Below are 18,939 nucleotides of genomic sequence, written 5' to 3'. Positions count from 1 at the left end.
GGCTAATAATTATAGGCATGGTCGATAGAAAATTAGTGTAATCACCCTTTTTTCTAAACTTATTATCCAGTTTAGTCTTTCTATTTATGGATTTTATTACCTATAACTTTACAAGTCTATTTTGACACAAAAAGTATAGCCAGTTCAACTTTTAAGTAGAGACTTAATAATATATAAAAGGCTATATAAAAATGAAATTTATGCGATCTTATTAGTAAGGATCCATACATCGAGACTAGTCGGTAAAGGTCAAAAAAGCATTACGCTAACTTTAAAAAAGCAGGTAAGTAAACAAGAAAAAGTGTATCTAACTATTATAAGCAGGGGTGCAGAGGAAAGCTTGAATATATAAGAAGAAGCTAATGGAAATTTTCCATTAGCTTCTTCTAGTACACAGATGTATTTATTGGAGCCTAAAAGATAATCTTTATATTCCAACAAATTTTTTTAATGCATTATCACGATTTAGCCAGCCCTCAAGAAATGTTTTTTGACTAGGATTTTGTTTTACTCGCACATAACGAAAGTCAATTCTTAATTGCATAACTTTACTAGCAAGTTGATTATGATTAGCTAATGGTTGTTTCTTAAAAGCAGCTTCTGTTTTAGGACCCCAGCTCCCATCTGCAGTTATTCCCATTGCTTGCTGAAGAAATTTGATGGCTCCGCCAGCCCCCGAATTATTCCCATTTGGCCCAACATTAACTGCTGTGTCAAACATAATCATGGCTAGTTTTTCATTCATGCTATTTAATTTTAAAGGTGTCCAGAACTTAGAATAATAGATATCTTTAACTTCAGCATCCGTAATGTATTTTACATTTTTATCTGCTAGTTTTTTCCCCTTTAGGTAATTAGTATAAACTCTTTGGGTAATTCCTTTATTTGTACGTCCACCCGGATCTAATTTATTATCAACGTACCCGCCTTCCCACTTTAATGTGAAAGAGAGGATATTTAGAAATGTATTATAACTGGCTAATTTATTAGGATCAGGAGGGGTAACAAGTGTTAAGCCGTTTTTTACTGCCATAATATACCCATAGCCATTTCCAAATTTAATTTTGTACCAATCTCCAGACTTAGCAACGATATTAACGGTGTTATTTTTATAAACACCGCCTAATCTAGTGGAACTAGCATTAGGTTTGCTTCTTACATTGAATCCAGAAGGTTCTGTAATTCTGCCTTGGGCAGTGAAAGGAGTTTCCCCAGGATCTTTTTTGATTAGTACCAATCCACTTTTTACTGCCATAATATACCCATAACCATTTCCAAATTTAATTTTGTACCAATCCCCAGATTTAGCAACAATATTAACGGTGTTATTTTTATAAACACCACCTAATCTAGTAGAACTAGCACTAGGTTTGCTTCTTACATTAAAGCCGGAGGGCTCTGTAATTGTTCCTTGAGAGATAAAAGTCGTTTCAGTAACAGCTGAAGCTGCTTCTGCATTTTCTTGAGGTGAGTAAAAAGGTAAAGCAACGATAATTAAACAGAAAATCATTATTTTTTTTATAGTTTTCATAATTTCCCCCTTGGTAATTTTCCACCTGTATATATTCGTTATATAGAAAGTTTTTCCTTCTCTTATTTGAATGAATTTACTAGAATTTAGAGGTTTTTAAAGTTTGAAAAGTTCTTATTTAAGTACAAATGGCAGCTTAGTAAGCTTAAGTCAACAAATTTCTTCTCTCGTCTAAAAACTTACTTTTTTGGGTATAACACAAATACTATTAATGGATATGCAAACTTAGGGGGAATGGCAATGAAATGGCGAGGCAGACAAAGAAGTTCCAATATAGAGGATCGCAGAGGAAAAAGTATTGGCGGGAAAGGCATCATTGGTGGTGGGATTGGATTAGTTATTGTTATCATCATAACATTAATGGGAGGAAATCCTGGCGAGCTATTAAACGATATGCCTTCGTCTGATTCAGGCAGCAATACTTCCTATGAAGAAACGGAGCAGGAAAAAGAACTTTCTGAATTTGTTTCAGTTGTTCTTGCAGATACGGAGAAAGTATGGACAGAAGAATTCCAGAAGGAAGGACTTCAGTATAAAGAGCCTGTCCTTGTTTTATATACAGGGAGCGTTCAATCAGCTTGCGGGACAGCTGGTTCAGCAGTAGGACCTTTCTATTGTCCAGGGGATCAGAAGCTTTACATTGATCTTAGCTTCTACCAAGAGTTGCAGGATAAATTTCAGGCACCAGGAGACTTCGCAATGGCGTATGTCATTGCTCATGAGGTAGGTCATCATGTACAGACACTTCTTGGTACATCAGATAAAATTATGCCTTTGCGCTCCAAGTTAAGTGAAGAAGAATTTAATAAATATCTTGTCCGTTTTGAGCTGCAGGCAGATTATTATGCTGGGGTTTGGGCAAATCATGCACAAGGAATGGAGTTGCTTGAAGAGGGAGACTTAGAGGAAGCATTAACAGCAGCAACGGCGGTTGGAGATGATACACTTCAGAAGAAAGCAAAAGGATATGTTGTGCCAGAAAGCTTTACACATGGAACCTCAGAACAAAGAAAACGTTGGTTTTATAAAGGATTTCAATCTGGAAAAATAGAAGATGGAGATACGTTTCAATCGAAAAATCTATAAGAATTTCATTATAAGTGGAGAACCCCAAAATATCTTGTGAGTTTTAGGGGTTCTTCTTTATATTATAATTTAAACTGTCGACAAATGCTCGCTTTCTCTGCTGTTCACCTTGTGCGGTTGCTCCCTCTTTACGATAACTCTTCTTCTCCCAAGGTTTTGCATATCAAAAGCCAAACATTTTCGCTTAGTCTGAAAGGTGAACAAACTGAAATTTGTCTACATTATAGAGTATAATTTATATCTATACATAATTTAATAAATGAAAATAGAGAGTGTGGCTGGATGTTTATGGAAAGAAAGTAATTTTAAGGTGGGACAATGCTAGTCGCTAGGAAAGGAATATATTTGTTAATAAAAATACATGAATTATGTAAGATGAAGGAAACTATGAATATTATCTTACTTTTTATAGGAGTTAGTACATGAATAATATCCTGAAACCCTATTATTTACAGGCAGTGGAGCGTACCAAAAAACTTATTTTAGAAGATGTTGATCGTTATTTGGAGAAAAAGGATATAATGCCTTCTTATAATCAATATATTTTGGATAGAGAAGAATATATTAGCCAAATATGGTTGAATACATGGATTAACACAGCGGCAAGCCATACTTCTAGCGATGAAAAAAAGAAGTATTTGGAGCAGAAGGGTATTTCTATAGACGGAATTCCTAAAAAAAAGCTAAATCAATTATTTCGTGCACAAATTAGAGAAGTAAAGCCATATGATTTTCAACAATGGCTGGATGAATTTATTTCGGATGAACCTTGCAGTTGGAAACAAATATATACGAACGCTAGAGAAGGTTATCTTGAGCGTAAGGAACAAGTAGAACAGAGAGAATTGCAGAAAAAATTAGAGAGTAAATTTGAATATTATATGGAAAAGCAAGTAGGAAAACAATATGAAGACATTTATCTTTATATACGTTATTTGGTTGGAAGCCACCTTGCAATTGAAATAGAAAGATACGGAATTGTTTTATCTTCTCAAGAAATAACATTTGAGGAATATTTATATAACGAAATGGAATTGCCATATAATAAATTTCATTTTATCGAGGACCGAAGTGAAGCATACGAAAGCCTAATACTGGGCTATTTAATAGACTTTTTGCCTAATTGGTTAAAAAAAGAATGGCCTTCTCATTTGCTGGATGAATATAAACAGGTTTACAAGCAGCATATGTCCAATTCTTATTTACAAGAAGTCGGGTATGACTTATTCACAGATATAACGTTTGAACTAATAGATGATTTGCTAGAAGAACAGCTGAAAGACCTTTTAAAATTAATTGATATTCCATTTGATATGGAAGTACATCGGGAAATCTATGAAAGAGATATCACTAGAAGAGAGCAGAAGGCTTTTGAGGATAGAGAAGAAAGAAGGCGGCGTAAAGAGGAAGAGGCAAGGATGATTGATGATATTTTCGGAAGAGAATATTATCCTCCAGCAAGCAGAAACATTCATTATATTCTTCATACAGGGGAAACAAATACAGGAAAAACATTTCAAGCGCTAACCAGAATGAAGAAAGCAAATAGTGGTTTATATTTAGCTCCTTTAAGGCTTTTGGCATTAGAAGTTTTTGAAAAATTAAATGAAGAACAGGTCCCATGCTCCTTAAAGACTGGAGAAGAGGAAAAGCCGGTGATGGGTGCCATGCATCAATCGAGTACAGTGGAGATGTTTCATGAGAAAGACTTTTATGAAGTAATTGTCATAGATGAGGCACAGATGATTGCCGATAAGGACCGTGGCTTTTCATGGTATCGAGCTATTACAAAAGCAAATGCGAAAGAAGTTCATATTATTTGCAGCCTTCATGCTAAAGCCATGATCTTGCAGCTTTTAGGAGATTCTCATGTTGAGGTGCATGAGTATAAAAGAGATATTCCATTAGAAGTGGAGGCGCAAGCCTTTCATTTAAACCATACTAGAAAAGGGGATGCGCTTGTTTGTTTTTCCAGAAGAGGGGTGCTTGAAACAGCCGCAGAACTTCAAAAAACAGGCCGTCAGGTGAGCATGATATATGGCAGTATGCCTCCAGAAACTAGGAAGAAGCAAATGGAGCGATTTATTAATGGTGAAACATCGGTTATTGTATCAACAGATGCAATTGGAATGGGACTAAATTTGCCAATTAGACGTATTGTTTTTCTGGAAAATGATAAATTTGATGGCATAAGACGAAGATTGCTTACCTCTCAAGAAGTAAAACAAATAGCAGGGAGAGCGGGCCGTAGAGGAATATACAATATTGGCAAAGTGGCTTTTGCAAGTGACCAAAGAAAAATGAAACAGCTGTTAGAAAAAGAAGATGAAAATATTGAAGGGTTTACTATTGCGCCAACACAGGCAGTTCTAGAAAGGTTTCAAAAATATTCAAATAAACTCAGCTTGTTTTTCTATTTATGGGATCATTTTAAAAGTCCTGAAGGAACAAAAAAAGCTTCTTTATCAGAAGAAAAATTATTGTATGAAAGTATTTTAGGAACAATGATAGAAGCGAGACTCTCTTTATATGACCTGTTTAGCTTTTTACGACTTCCATTTTCGACAAGTGAACCTACATTAAGAAGTCAATGGAAAAGGAATATGGAAGCTATTGTGGAAAATCAAGAGCTGCCAGAACCATATGTTAAAGGAACGAATCTTGAGGAATTGGAATTAGGCTATAAAGCAATTGGGCTTCACCTTTTATTTCTTTACAGATTAGAGAAACGGACTGAAGTCTATTATTGGGAAAGAGTACGAGAAGAAATAAGTGATAAAATTCACGAGTCATTAAAGTCAGGGATAAAAAGCCGAAAAAAAACTTGTAGAATTTGCGGGAAAGATCTTCCGGCAATGTTCAAATATTCTATTTGCAATGAGTGTTATTTTGTAAAGCGAAACTTTAATTAATGGAGATTTTATCCTTCAACTGCTAATTGTTCCTTAGGGAAAGATAGAATATAGGCCATAAAGACGTTGCTACAGAACATGGCAACGTTTTTATTCTTTTATCTTCACCTTTTATGGGCAAGTTTTTTGGGGTTACTGCTCATTAATGCAGGATAGAAAGTGATAAAGCAGCAGAGACCGAGTCCCTGCTGCCTTATTTTATCTCTATTTAACGGGCTTTTGTTCCCCACCTAAGGGATTAAAACGAGAAATCTAGGTGGGGATAAGATTACTGAGTAAAAGCCTGATTAAAGTTTCACTTTATAAAAATGAAGGGAATCGATTTTTCATGTATTAATATCGTTTTATTAAGAAGAAATTAAGAAAGCATTGTTAACATTTATTTATAAAAACTGAAAAAGATGTTTGATTGTTTTTTATCTAGGGTAATAAAAGATGGATTTATGTTCTCCATTCGCTAAAAAATTTATGCATGTTATTTAAAAAAATAACATGCATAAAAAGACATAAAGTATAGGTCCGAAAAAATTTGGCTAGGCTGTTAAAAAAGTAAAGTTTATTATTACTCAAGTACCCATTTCCCTAGCGTTAGAAACTAAAGCATAAAATTTTTATAAAGTCAGCTCAGCAAAACAGCATATGGGAATTCAGAAAGGAGCATTTTTTTTATGAAAAATATTATAATACGAGCAGGCATGTCACCATTTGATAAGTTTGATGCACCGCATATTCTTTTAAATAATTCAATTGGGGGCAATGTAGGAAATCTTGTTTATCAATACAGCGTTTTTCGCACATTAATGACAGAGGATACGACGATTACACCAGATTATTATGACTATGATCCAAAGTATGCGGATGAAATTAATGAAAAATATGATTGCTATATCATTCCGTTAGCAGATGCTTTTCGCAAGGAGTTTGTTCCATCATTGCGTAAGTATACGGCATTAATAAAAAAACTGAAGATTCCTGTAGTAGTTATTGGTGTAGGATTACGTGCACCATTTGAACCAAAATTAGACGAAGGTTTCCCTTTTGATCAAGATGTAAAAGATTTCGTCCGAGCAGTATTAGAGAAATCAGGCACTATTGGTCTGCGCGGAGAAATAACTTCCCAGTATCTAACTAGATTAGGATTTCGCGAAGGAATTGATCATACGGTAATTGGATGCCCTTCTATGTATACATTTGGAAGGGAATTAAAGATACGAGAAACAAATATAACAAAGGAATCAACAATTTGTGTAAACTCATCAAAACTCTCTCCTAAACATGTTTTAGATTTTATCACAAGAGGAATGGAAGAGTTTCCTAATCATTATTTTATTCCGCAATGGTTGAAAGAGCTAAAGCTTACATACTTGGGTGCGCCTCCTATTTCAAAACCGAGCAGTAATTACCCTGTGAAAATGTCTGATCCAACTTATATGAACAATAAAGTTCGATACCCTTTAAATGTCCCTGCATGGCTTGATTTAATGAAACAAGCCGATTTAAGTTTTGGGGCTAGATTACATGGTAATATCGCCGCAACGATTGCTGGAACGCCAAGCATTATCATACCAAAAGACGCCCGTATGCGTGAATTAGCTGATTATCATCAGCTGACATATGTGTGGGCAAATGATATTACAGAAAAAACAACACTATCTGAGCTGATTGAAAAAAGCGACTTTCAAAAACCAGCTAGAAGACAAGGCGAGAATTTTGATAACTTTATTAATTTCCTTAATAAAAATAATTTAAACCATATTTATAAAGATACACTTGTGCCAAGCTTTGTTCCATTGGATAAAAAAATAGCAGAAACTAAGCTGCAGCCAGTTGTTTCTCCAATAAGCGGCTGCAGTTTGGAAGAGATAATAGCACGGTGGGAAAAATATCATCCAGAAGAAGACAGCAAAGAAAAAACAATTAAAAACTTGCAAACTAAATTAGCAGAAAAAGAAAAATTAATTAAAAAACATCAAGGCACCATGAATAGAAAAGCAGTAAAATTAGCTTTAAAAACAGCTAATATGTTTAGTTTTAAATAAGTAAATGTATAAAAAAGAGCAGTTGTTATCTTAAAAGGTAACAGCTGCTTTTTACTTTTTTGAATTAATGTATAAAATAATACGTTCACATATTTCATGTGTGAGAAGCGAGTCGCCAATAGATGGGTTCGGCTGTTTATTATGTTGCACGCAATCGATAAAATGGTTGATTATTTGATAAAATCCTCGTTTATAAAAATGTGGCTCTCAGTCTCCAAATTTTTCGGTGCGGACTTGTTTACCCTTATTTAACGGGCTTTTGACCTCCACCTAAGAGATTATAAGTGAAACTGGACTGTAGTTCCTTTAGATAATAGGAGACAATGGCAGAAATACACTACATAATAGAGCGTTCAATGTTCTTTTTTAATTTCAATTGGTATACTATTAATATAATTATTAAATGATTACGAGAAGGCAGGAAGATAATGAAGAATAATAGGAAAGTAGGAATTCGTTCAAAGATTACCTTTGGCTATGTAGTTATAATTTGCTGCTTGCTTGCATCGGTTATTATTATTAATAGTCAAATTAAATCCCTGCAAGAGGAAAGAAATTATATTATTAACCATGATTCCAAAGTTCATGAGCTGACCAACAATATAGAAAAATATATGCTGGATATGGAAACAGGACAGCGTGGTTTTATTATAGCAGGAGATTCAAGTTATTTAGAACCCTATAACAAAGCCGAGGAAAATTGGAAACTGGATTATAGTAAGCTTATGAAACTATTAAAGGATAATCCAGATCAACAGAATAATTTAAAAGAAATTAGAACAACAATCGAACATTGGATAACAACTGCTGGCGAACCGACGATACAATTAAAAAGAGAAAATGATGAGCAAGGTCTTCAAGGATTTTTCCTAACAGACACTGGTCATAAAGATATGGAAATGATACGTAAGCAGTTTAATGCTTTTCGCTCTGAAGAAAAGGCGGCTACTGAGGCAAAGGCGGCTCAGTTAGACAAAAGAAATACTGTCATCACAATTGGTTTAATAGGAATTATTGTGATTGTGTCTGTCATAGCAATTATTGCCGCCAATGTCATATCTAAATCTATTGTTAACAAAATAATAGAAGTGACAACTGCAATTAAGAGTATTGCAGCATCAAGCGGGGATTTTAAAAGAAGAATTGATATAAAAACAAATGATGAAATAAAAGAACTTGGACAAGCAACGAATGAGTTATTGGATAGCTTTGAAAAACGGGAATGGCTGCAATCTAATCTTGCTGAAGTGGTGACAAAATATCAAGGTATATCCTCTATCCAGGGATTGGCAGATACATTTCTTAAAGAAATGGCAAAAATGACACAAGCATCATTTGGGGCATTTTATGTTCGTGAAAAGGACAATCAAAAGAACCTTTTTGTTAAAAGAGCGAGTTTTGCAGATTCAGATTATACATCAATTGGAAGGGAAAGTTTTGCTGTAGGTCAAGGAGTAATTGGGCAATGTGCAATGGAAAATCGGATGTTTTTATATAAGGAAATTCCCGATGATTACCGTTTTATTGAAACTGGTTTAGGACAAGTTGCGCCAAAAGGCATTTTAATGGCTCCAGTATTGTTTGAAGATGAGGTTATAGCGGTTATTGAACTTGCAACTATAAAAGAGTTTACAAAATTGCAGCAAGAACTAGTAGAAGAAATAATAAAAACCTTTGGATTAACAATCAATAGTATAATGGGTCGTATGGAAATTATTCGATTGTTGAATGAATCAAGGGCAATGACAGAGGAATTGCAGGCGCAGTCAGAGGAAATGCAGACCCAGTCAGAAGAGCTGCAGACTCAGTCAGAAGAATTGCAAGTGCAAAAAGAGGAATTGCTTGCTATTAATGAACAATTGGAAGAAAGAACAAAAGATGCAGAAGCAAAATCGAAAGAGCTGGAACAGGCAAAGGAAGAATTAGAAGAAAAGGCAGAGCAGTTGACATTAAATTCTAATTATAAATCAGAGTTTTTGGCGAATATGTCTCATGAATTGCGAACGCCTCTTAATAGTATTTTAATCTTATCTGAATTGTTGGGAGAAAATGATGGATTATCTACAGAAGAGACAGAATATGCAAAGGTAATACATTCTTCCGGCAAAGATTTGCTTTCATTGATTAATGATATATTAGATCTTTCTAAGGTAGAGGCTGGAAAATTAGATATTCAATTTGACGAAGTGAATATGGATGAGTTGCCGTTAGTGATGGAAAGAAACTTTCTGCCGATAGCAAAGCAAAAAAACCTAGAGTTTAAGGTTATAAAATCGGAAAATGTGGAAAATATTTTTTATAGTGATGAAAAGAGATTTTTACAAATAATTAAAAATTTGCTTTCAAATGCATTTAAATTTACAGAAAATGGTTCTGTATTATTAAATATTAAAAAAATGGGCAAAAGTGGAGTAACCAAAGGAATGCAACATATCAGCTCAAATTGGCTAGAGATTGCGGTGGTAGATACAGGTATTGGCATTCCGAAGGAAAAGCATAAACTGATCTTTGAATCTTTTCAGCAAGCTGATGGAGCAACGGTTCGCAAATATGGAGGAACTGGCCTAGGATTATCCATTTGCAGAGAGTTTGCTAAACTTCTAGGAGGCTGGATTTCTTTAGAGAGTCAGGAAGATAAAGGAAGCACTTTTACTCTTATAATCCCAAGCCTGCCAAATGGTCTTCCAAAGGAAAAAGAAATAGATGCTGCTTATCTAGAAGTAGGTGCATCTGAAGTAACAGTAGAAAATTTTAAAGCAGAGATTCATCCGCAAAAAGAGGAAACATGGCAATTATCTACAAATGAGTATGATGAGTTTGCAGGGAAAAAGGTTTTAATTGTGGATGATGATTATCGGAATATCTTCGCATTAAAAACGACTCTTGAAAAAAGAGGAATGAATATTCTAGTAGCCCGGAATGGAAATGAATCTCTAGATATTATTAAAGAGACAAAAGATATTGATGTAATTCTTATGGATATTATGATGCCAAATATGAATGGATATGAGGCAATGTCTAAAATAAGAACATCAATGGGATTGACCGATCTTCCAATTATTGCTTTAACTGCAAAAGCAATGAAAAATGACCGGGAAAAATGTATTGAGGCAGGAGCTTCTGATTATATTAGCAAGCCATTAGATTTAGACCAATTATTTTCTGTTCTAAGAGTATGGTTAGCAAATTAAGGAGAAATTGGATGGATAATGAAGAATACTTGAAGCGAGATCAGGATAACGAAAATACGAACATAGAGGTAGACTTGTTGCTTGAGGGAATTTACCGCTTATCAGGATTTGATTTTCGAGAGTATAACCGATCATCCATATCTCGTCGAATCTATTATCGAATGAAATTGGATAATATCCCAACCATTTCTCGATTATTAGAAAGGATTATTCATGAAAGAAGCTTTTTGGAACAAATTCTTAATGATTTTTCGATTAATGTAACGGAAATGTTTCGTAATCCTAGCTTTTTTAAAGTATTTCGAACAGAAGTAATTCCAAAATTGCGGGATCATAAAGAAATACGAATATGGCATGCTGGCTGCGCAACAGGTGAAGAGGTATATTCTATGGCAATTCTTCTTGAAGAAGAAGGATTGATGGAAAAAGCAGTTATTTATGCAACGGATATGAATGAGCATGTTTTGCAAAAAGCAAGTTTAGGGGCATTCCCTTTAAATAAAATGCAGGCATATACAAAAAACTATATTCTTGCAGGGGGAACAAATGCCTTTTCTGAGTATTATAAAACCGATCAACAATATGCATATTTTCATGAATCGTTATTAAAGAATATTATCTTTGCACAGCATAATTTGGTAACAGATCAGTCTTTTAATGAATTTCATGTGATAATCTGCCGTAATGTACTTATTTATTTTACACAGTCTTTGCAAAATAAAGTTCAAAAGCTTTTTTACGAAAGTCTAAGCACAGGTGGTTTTTTGGGTTTAGGAGATAAGGAAACATTACGGTTTGCAGATGTAATACATCATTATAGAGATATAGCAGAAAATGAACGCCTTTATCAAAAGCTATAGCAAAAAGGTCTGTCCCTTATAAGTGGAAGTTTTTCACTTATGGGGCAGACCTTTTTTTTTATTAAGTAAGTTGGTTTGCTTTTGCCTGTACGAGTAACACACACATGTCGTCAGATTGATCCTTCTGCTGTTCAGTAGTGAGTAAATTATCGATTACACAGGTTGTATGATTTAATTTTTTAGATGCAATGGAATGGATTCGTTTCTCTGATTCTATTTCGCAAGGCCCCATTGCCTCCAAAACGCCATCTGTATACAATACAATTTGGACATCCTTTGTAAAAGGAATAATGGATTTTTGAACAGGAATTTCATCGAAAAAGCCGACTGCGCAGCCTCCTTGATCTAGGGCAACAACTTCCTTTTCATCAATAAGAACAAATCCAGGAGGGTGACCTGCATTTACATATTCAATCGTTTTTTCTTCCGTATCGACCAATAAATAAATGGCGGTAAAATAATAGGATAGGTCTTGTTTTTCATTTTTTAATAAAGTCATATAGCGATTTAATTCAGTAATAACAAGCTCTGGATCAGCTAGCTGTTTAATGGATTCTCTTAAAACAGAAGAAATGAACATACAAACAAGGGATGCAGAAATCCCATGTCCCATCATATCAAGGAGTATAACAGCATAACGATGATCGTTTATTTTATGCCAATAGTACATGTCTCCTGCTAAATTAAAGGAAGGAAGATAGGATACATCGATTTGAATATTTTTTTCTTGTAAAGGTGTGCTCAGCAAACTTCTTTGAACATGTGTGGCTAAATCTAATTCATATTGAATTTTTTTCTCATGTTGAGTGTGCCAATCTAATTCAGCCTTTAAACGTAGGGCAACACGTATTCGTGCAAGAAGTTCCACTTTGTTAAGCGGTTTCGTTATGTAATCTACGCCACCAATATCTAGTGCCTCTGCTAGTTTATTTTTATCCTCAAGAGCTGTTACGAAAATGACTTGGGTATCTTTTAATCTGTCGTGCTCTTTAATGCGTTTGCATGCTTGGATTCCATCTACTTCAGGCATCATAATATCTAATAAAATTAAATCTACTGGAACATAGGAAGGTGTTTGCGCGTCAAGCTGCAAATAATCAAAAAGTTCGAATGCAGAATTAAGGGAAACACAATCAGTGTAGCCTGCGCTTTTTAGTATTTTTTCCATTACAAATAGATTGACAGGATTGTCATCTACAAGAAGAATAGTCATAATTATAATAACTCCTTATTCTTTCCTTAGTATTGACGAGTTTTAGCGAATGTTATAATTTTATGTATTGATACATAGAATGGTTTAAAAAATCTATTTATACTCTATTATACAAAAAATAGATGTATACTTGTAATTTAATGATTAGGATTGGAAGTAACTTTTGCTGAATGGCTATAAAAAAGGTCTGCAATAAAAATAGGGAAGTATTTTTTATGGAGATAAGCTCTACATTTTAAAGAGATGATGGGTAACGTATCTTTTATTTGCAAAAAAAGAAGAGCAGTAAAAAGGTCTGCTCTTCTTTGTGTTATTTTTCTGAAATTAATATACTTTATCTCCATTAAAGATAGAGTTTTTAACTACAACATAGTCCACATTACGGATAGACTCTAACTTGTTGCCTCCAGCATAAGAGATAGAAGATTGAAGATCTTGTTCCATCTCTGTTAATGTATCTTGAAGAGTCCCTTTATGCTCTACAAACATTTTTTTGCCTTCTACGTTTTTCTTTTCACCTTTTTGGAATTCAGACGCAGATCCGAAATACTCTTTGAAAAGTTTTCCATCTTTTTCAAAGGTTTCTCCTGGAGATTCTTCATGTCCAGCAAATAAAGACCCAATCATAACCATAGAAGCACCGAATCTTACAGATTTAGCTATATCTCCATTAGTACGAATACCGCCATCTGCAATAATTGGCTTGCTTGCTGCTTTTGCACACCAGCGAAGAGCTGCTAATTGCCAACCACCAGTACCAAAACCAGTTTTAATTTTTGTAATGCAGACTTTTCCTGGTCCAATTCCTACCTTTGTAGCATCCGCTCCAGCATTTTCTAGTTCTCTTACTGCTTCTGGAGTGCCCACATTACCTGCAATAACAAAACTTTCAGGCAAGTGTTTTTTTATATACTTAATCATATCGATAACTGCATTAGAATGTCCATGAGCAATATCAATTGTAATATAGTCTGGAACAAGTCCTTCCTCAGCTAATTGTTCAATAAATCCGTATTCTTCTTCTTTTACACCAACACTAATGGAAGAGTAAAGTTCACGCGCCTGCATATCTTTGATAAATGAGATTCTTTTTTCAGGCTGAAAACGATGCATAATATAAAAGTATCCATTTTCAGCTAAATAAACAGCAACCTTTTCATCAATAATTGTCTGCATATTTGCAGGTACTACTGGTAATTTAAATGTATGTTTTCCTAAAGTTACGCTTGTATCACATTCTGAACGGCTATTAACAATACATTTTGCCGGAATTAATTGAATATCTTCATAATCGAATACATTATCCATGATTTACACCTCTAAATACGAATGTTTTTTATTTGGTTTATTTTAAATGTTCGTCCCTATGGTAATTTACATCATTTTTAATAGGATGTCAAAGTTTTTACACTATTATGTAAGATAAAAAATCGTGCCTTCATTATATTGGCACGATTTATAGATATAGGGGTAATTTTTTCTCGTTTTGGATGTGTAAAAGCTGCCATTAGTGTATAACGTTTGGAAGCTGCTCCAATAAAGTGAAACTTCAATCAGTGTTTTTTTTACTTCGCCCACCTAGATTCTCGTTTCCTTTTATAATCTCTTAGATGGGGTTAAAAGCCAGTTAATACGTAATAAAATTAAAAGGATAACTTTGACTTCGATGTCATAACAATACAATTATTTTCATCCATAATTTTTCCTTATGTATGCAATAGAGAGGATTAAATCTTTTAAATATTCCGAATTATTATTATATACACAAAAAATTAATAGTGCTACAATTATGACGAAAAGTAGCACGAATAGTTAAGTAAGTGGAGAAATAGTTAATTTTCCAAAATAAACCCCTTTTAAAGAAGTGAGTTTATCGCTAAGTCCTCTTAATTCGCTGGTTCTTCCTTTTACAACAATAACCTCTAAGCAATTATGATGGTTAATATGCAGATGGGTTGTAGCTAATATATTATGGTGATAATCATGTTGGATATTCATCATCTCCGTTACTAGCTTATTCTGGTGATGATTATAAAATAATAAAATAGCACCGGCAACCAACTCTTTGTCGTCTGTCCATTGATGCTGAAGAATGGCATCTCTGACTAAATCTCGAACAGCTTCAGAGCGGTTTTGATATCCTTTCTCTGCGACGATTTGATCAAAATCCATAAGCAATCCTTCATCCATGGAAACACCAAATCTCGTTAATTTTTTATGATCCAAAAAAATCTACTCCTTCTAATCAAGGTTAACTATCAAAATTTGCAAAGCTAATCTAGAGATAATTATATACGATAAATGAAAATGAGAAAGCGGCTGAAAGGAAATGAATATATGTTCGACAAAACAAAACAGGTCATTGAAATGAAAAAAGGTGATGATAAAGATAAGGAGCGAAATATAGTCGCTATGATTTTCTTTTTAATCATAATAAGTGTGGGATCTCTTATTTTTTCTGTGGGCATTGGTCCTGTTTCCGTGCATCCATTAACGGTAGCAAAAATTTTGCTCAGTAAATTGCCAATTATAGAAGATTATATTCAGATAGACTGGACTCCATTAGAAGAAAATATTGTGTGGATTTTAAGGCTTCCAAGAGTCATTTTAGGAATGATTGTAGGAGCAAGTCTTGCAGCTGCTGGTGTTGCTATGCAGGCGTTAGTGCGAAATACATTAGCAGATCCCTTTATTTTAGGAGTTTCTGCAGGAGCTTCGGCCACTGCTACATTAAGCATGTTATTTGGTGTGTTTTCATTTTTAGGAAGTTATTCTCTTTCTATTAGCGCATTTATTGGTGCTGTAATGTCAACTACTTTAGTTTACTGTATAGCAAAGGTAAAGGGGAAAATTAATATAGCTCAATTGCTGTTAACTGGTGTAGCAGTATCTATGATTATGGATGCTGTTACTAAAATTATTACGTTAAGTGCGCCAAATGCTTTAGGTTTACATAATGCAGCCTTTTGGATGTCTGGCAGTTTGGCAGGATCAAAATGGGCTTATTTAAAACTTCCGTTGATCGTTATGGTTATCTGCATGATAATTTTAATAATTTATTATCGTGCATTAAATGCCTTGCTATTAGGAGAGGAAGCAGCTGGCACATTAGGAATCCATGTAGAAAGAACCCAAAAAATGCTCATAGTCGTCTGTTCGTTATTAGTGGGAGTAACTATCTCTGTCAGTGGATCAATAGGTTTTGTTGGTTTAATGGTTCCACATGTAACGAGATTATTAGTAGGATCTGATCATAAAAGGGTGCTTCCAATCAGCGCTTTATTAGGAGGGATTTTAGTTGTCTGGACGGATGTAGCAGCAAGAATGGTTATTGCTCCAGAAGAGTTGCCGATAGGGATTTTAACAGCACTGATTGGTGGTCCCTTTTTTATATGGCTATTAAGACAAAATGCTAAATCATGAAGGGGATCAAAAATGAAATTAATAGTAGAGCATCTCACATTTTCACATGGTACAAAAAAAATTGTCGATGATATTTCTCTTCATATAAAAAAGGGAGAATTTGTGGGTCTTATCGGACCAAATGGAAGTGGCAAATCCACTATTTTAAAAAATATATATCGAACACTTACGCCTGTTTCTGGACAATCTCTTTTGGATGGGGAAAATTTATATCAGATGAGCAGAAGAAAAACAGCTAAAAAAATAGGTGTATTAGGGCAGGAAAATCATATATCCTTTGATTTTAAGGTAGAGGAAATGGTGGCAATGGGAAGAAGTCCACATAAGGGATTGTTTACTATAGATACAAAGGAAGATCGGAACATTGTTTATAATGCTCTAAAAAAAACTGGAATAGAAAACATGGCAAAAATAAATTATATGAATCTTTCTGGCGGAGAAAAGCAGCGAGTGCTAATTGCTAGAGTACTAGCTCAGGAAACAGATTTTCTAATATTAGATGAGCCAACTAATCATTTGGATATTAACTATCAATTGCAGATGTTTGATTCTATTAGAGAATTAGGAGTCACTGTATTGGCCGCTATCCACGATTTAAATCTTGCAGCATTATACTGTGATCGGATTTATGTGATCCATAAAGGCCAAGTATATAAAGCAGGGAAACCAAAGGATATATTAACAGAAGAAACACTGTTGGAAGTTTTTGGAATTCATACAGATGTAGCTATTCATCCTATCACAAATAAAGTAGCTATTACTTATTTGCCTAGAAATTTAAATAGATAAAAGGAGAAGTAAAAATGACGAAACAGCGAATGTTCCCCGTAATTCTTTTGTTGATGTTAGTTATTTTGTTAGCTGGATGCAGTTCATCCTCACAAAAAACATCTGCTTTAAAGGAAAATGCAAAAACAGAAAAAGAGTATAAAGAAGTGACAATCGATAATTATGGAGAAAAACTGGTAATCAGCCAAAAACCACAAAAGGTGTTAACCCTGGGTCCTAATGCAACAGAGCTATTTATTGCTTTGGGCTTATCTGATTATGTAATTGGCAATAGCTTAAATAATCATAGTAGAGGAGCGCTGCCTGCATATAAAGAGCAATATGAAAAAATTCCAGAACTAACGCATGGCTCAGCAACAAGGGAAGCAGTTCTGACAAGTGGTGCTGATTTTATATATGGGATTGATTGGGAATTTGGAGAAGCAGGATTAGATAAAAAGGAATTGGCTAGCAGTGGGATTATTACGTATCAAAATAGTGCGTTAACCTTAGAGCAAATATATAAGGAAATAAATGATCTTGGAAAGATTTTTCAAATAGAAGATAAGGCGAAGGCCTTTATAGCAGATCAGCAGAGCAGAATAGCAAAAGTAAAAGAAAAACTTGAAAATAAAAAGACTGTTAATGTATTGGTTTATGATAGCGGTGGAGAAGGGGTATTTACTGCTGGAGGAACGAACTTTGAGTCATTGCTTATTGAACAAGCTGGCGGAAAAAATATTTTTTCTGATATAAAAGATAAACAATGGACAACGGTAAGCTTTGAAAAGGTGCTAGAAAAAAAGCCGGATTATATTGTCATTCATGATTATGATGCACCATCGGCGGAAAAGAAAATAGAAGAAATAAAAAATAATCCGGCTCTTTCTCAGTTAGATTGTGTAAAACAAGAGAAATTTGTTGTTATTACATTAGAAAGTGTATTGCCTGGTGATCGTATGGCATATACGGTGGAAGAATTGGCAAAAGGATTCCATCCAGATTTATTTAGATGATAAAGGAATCTTTCGGATTTGGAAAAATAGAATGCGCTACCCACTAGGGAGCGCTTTTTTATATTCATTGAGTATAATAATAAAATTTTGCCTCTACTTTTGCTTCTAACTGCAATTGTCCTGCTTCTATAGAAGTAGAAGTCCCAGCTATTACATTCGAATTTGCTAATGCTTTATAGGGTATAGGGGGAGAATGGTCTGTCAGTTGTTCCAAAATTTTAGCAGGCACTGAATCTAGATGGACCTTTAGATCACTAGCGATGGTTTTGGCTTTTTCTATTGCGTTGTTTAATGCCATTTTTAAAGCGGTATTATAGTGAATATCCTTATTTTTTATAGAAAAGTGAATATTTGATACACTGTTAGCGCCATTTTTTACTGCTGTATCTATTACACTTCCTGTTTTACTGATATCTTCTATTGTGATAGATAGCAAGTGTGTAACTTGATATCCTCGAAATTGCTGGATATTGTCAACATAATCATATTGAGGATAGATGGAATAATCAGCAGTTTGAATATGTTCTTTTGAAATGCCTTGATCTATTAAAGCTTGCGTAATTTGCTGAATTAAGCTAGCATTTTTTTGCTGTGCTTTAGTAAGCTCAGTATCTTCATTTATAACTCCTAATTGTATGTTCACTATGTTTGGCTCTAGCGTAACACGTGAACTTCCATAAACGATCATACTCCGCTTTTTTGCTTGGTTGGCATCTCTAATAAATGGATAATACATATCTTCTTCTCCTTTCGTATACAATTAGTCTATTATAAGGATGAAGAAGAAGTGTTTATCCTATTTTTTTCTTTGAGGCTGTTGAAAAGGCGCCCGCTTTCTTTGTTGCTCGCCTTGCTCGGATGCAAAAAAATGTTTTTCATCAGCCCAAACACACTTTGTCT

General features: G+C 34.3%; 13 protein-coding genes. 8 read left to right on the top strand and 5 right to left on the bottom strand.

The genetic code is table 11. The features are described 5' to 3' along the window. Positions 1 to 427 precede the first annotated feature (427 nt). Positions 428 to 1,531 carry an SH3 domain-containing protein gene (locus CWS01_RS07520; protein ID WP_101176577.1) on the bottom strand — a complete coding sequence of 368 codons (1,104 nt, stop codon included), beginning with the start codon at positions 1,529 to 1,531 and terminating at the stop codon, positions 428 to 430. Between the two features lie 240 nt (positions 1,532 to 1,771). Between CWS01_RS07520 and ypfJ the strand changes: the two genes are divergently transcribed. The 5 genes from ypfJ (at position 1,772) to CWS01_RS07490 (ending at position 11,619) form a co-directional block, all read left to right on the top strand. Then, complete coding sequence (gene ypfJ / locus CWS01_RS07515; RefSeq protein WP_101176576.1) at positions 1,772 to 2,617, top strand: KPN_02809 family neutral zinc metallopeptidase; 846 nt, start codon at positions 1,772 to 1,774, stop codon at positions 2,615 to 2,617. Positions 2,618 to 3,039: 422 nt separating this feature from the next. After that, positions 3,040 to 5,529, top strand: coding sequence for a DEAD/DEAH box helicase (locus tag CWS01_RS07510; protein WP_101176575.1), 2,490 nt, complete (start codon positions 3,040 to 3,042; stop codon positions 5,527 to 5,529). A 668-nt stretch (positions 5,530 to 6,197) separates the two neighbouring features. Beyond that, positions 6,198 to 7,568 carry a polysaccharide pyruvyl transferase family protein gene (locus tag CWS01_RS07505; protein ID WP_101176574.1) on the top strand — a complete coding sequence of 457 codons (1,371 nt, stop codon included), beginning with the start codon at positions 6,198 to 6,200 and terminating at the stop codon, positions 7,566 to 7,568. A 428-nt stretch (positions 7,569 to 7,996) separates the two neighbouring features. Continuing rightward, positions 7,997 to 10,759, top strand: a complete 2,763-nt coding sequence (locus CWS01_RS07495; RefSeq protein ID WP_101176573.1) for a CHASE3 domain-containing protein — start codon at positions 7,997 to 7,999, stop codon at positions 10,757 to 10,759. A gap of 11 nt (positions 10,760 to 10,770) precedes the next feature. After that, the gene (locus tag CWS01_RS07490; protein ID WP_101176572.1) at positions 10,771 to 11,619 is read left to right on the top strand and encodes a CheR family methyltransferase; all 849 of its coding nucleotides are present in this window, start codon (positions 10,771 to 10,773) and stop codon (positions 11,617 to 11,619) included. Between the two features lie 61 nt (positions 11,620 to 11,680). On the opposite strand, the gene CWS01_RS07485 is transcribed toward CWS01_RS07490, so the two are convergent. The 3 genes from CWS01_RS07485 to nikR all read right to left on the bottom strand — a co-directional run bounded on the left by CWS01_RS07485 (position 11,681) and on the right by nikR (position 15,058). Next, complete coding sequence (locus CWS01_RS07485; RefSeq protein WP_101176571.1) at positions 11,681 to 12,832, bottom strand: SpoIIE family protein phosphatase; 1,152 nt, start codon at positions 12,830 to 12,832, stop codon at positions 11,681 to 11,683. Between the two features lie 324 nt (positions 12,833 to 13,156). Then, complete coding sequence (gene guaC / locus CWS01_RS07480) at positions 13,157 to 14,140, bottom strand: GMP reductase (protein WP_101176570.1); 984 nt, start codon at positions 14,138 to 14,140, stop codon at positions 13,157 to 13,159. A gap of 504 nt (positions 14,141 to 14,644) precedes the next feature. Further along, positions 14,645 to 15,058, bottom strand: coding sequence for a nickel-responsive transcriptional regulator NikR (gene nikR / locus CWS01_RS07475; protein WP_101176569.1), 414 nt, complete (start codon positions 15,056 to 15,058; stop codon positions 14,645 to 14,647). 111 nt (positions 15,059 to 15,169) lie between these two features. Between nikR and CWS01_RS07470 the strand changes: the two genes are divergently transcribed. From CWS01_RS07470 to CWS01_RS07460, 3 genes are read left to right on the top strand one after another with little or no spacing between them, the layout of a single operon-like run. Beyond that, complete coding sequence (locus tag CWS01_RS07470; RefSeq protein ID WP_235852001.1) at positions 15,170 to 16,255, top strand: FecCD family ABC transporter permease; 1,086 nt, start codon at positions 15,170 to 15,172, stop codon at positions 16,253 to 16,255. Between the two features lie 12 nt (positions 16,256 to 16,267). After that, a complete protein-coding gene (locus tag CWS01_RS07465) occupies positions 16,268 to 17,044 on the top strand; it encodes an ABC transporter ATP-binding protein (RefSeq protein ID WP_101176568.1) in 777 nt (258 codons plus the stop codon). A gap of 14 nt (positions 17,045 to 17,058) precedes the next feature. Continuing rightward, entirely contained in the window at positions 17,059 to 18,039 is a 981-nt protein-coding gene (locus CWS01_RS07460) for an ABC transporter substrate-binding protein (protein WP_235852000.1), read from the top strand. A 64-nt stretch (positions 18,040 to 18,103) separates the two neighbouring features. Here CWS01_RS07460 and CWS01_RS07455 read toward each other — a convergent pair whose 3' ends face one another. Continuing rightward, positions 18,104 to 18,775, bottom strand: coding sequence for an SIMPL domain-containing protein (locus CWS01_RS07455; RefSeq protein ID WP_101176567.1), 672 nt, complete (start codon positions 18,773 to 18,775; stop codon positions 18,104 to 18,106). Between the last annotated feature and the right edge of the window lie 164 nt (positions 18,776 to 18,939).

It is taken from the genome of Niallia nealsonii (genome assembly GCF_002835805.1).
GTDB classification, from domain to species: domain Bacteria; phylum Bacillota; class Bacilli; order Bacillales; family Cytobacillaceae; genus Niallia; species Niallia nealsonii.
Note: the sequence above shows the minus strand (reverse complement) of the source record. Positions and strands in the feature narration are given on the sequence as shown.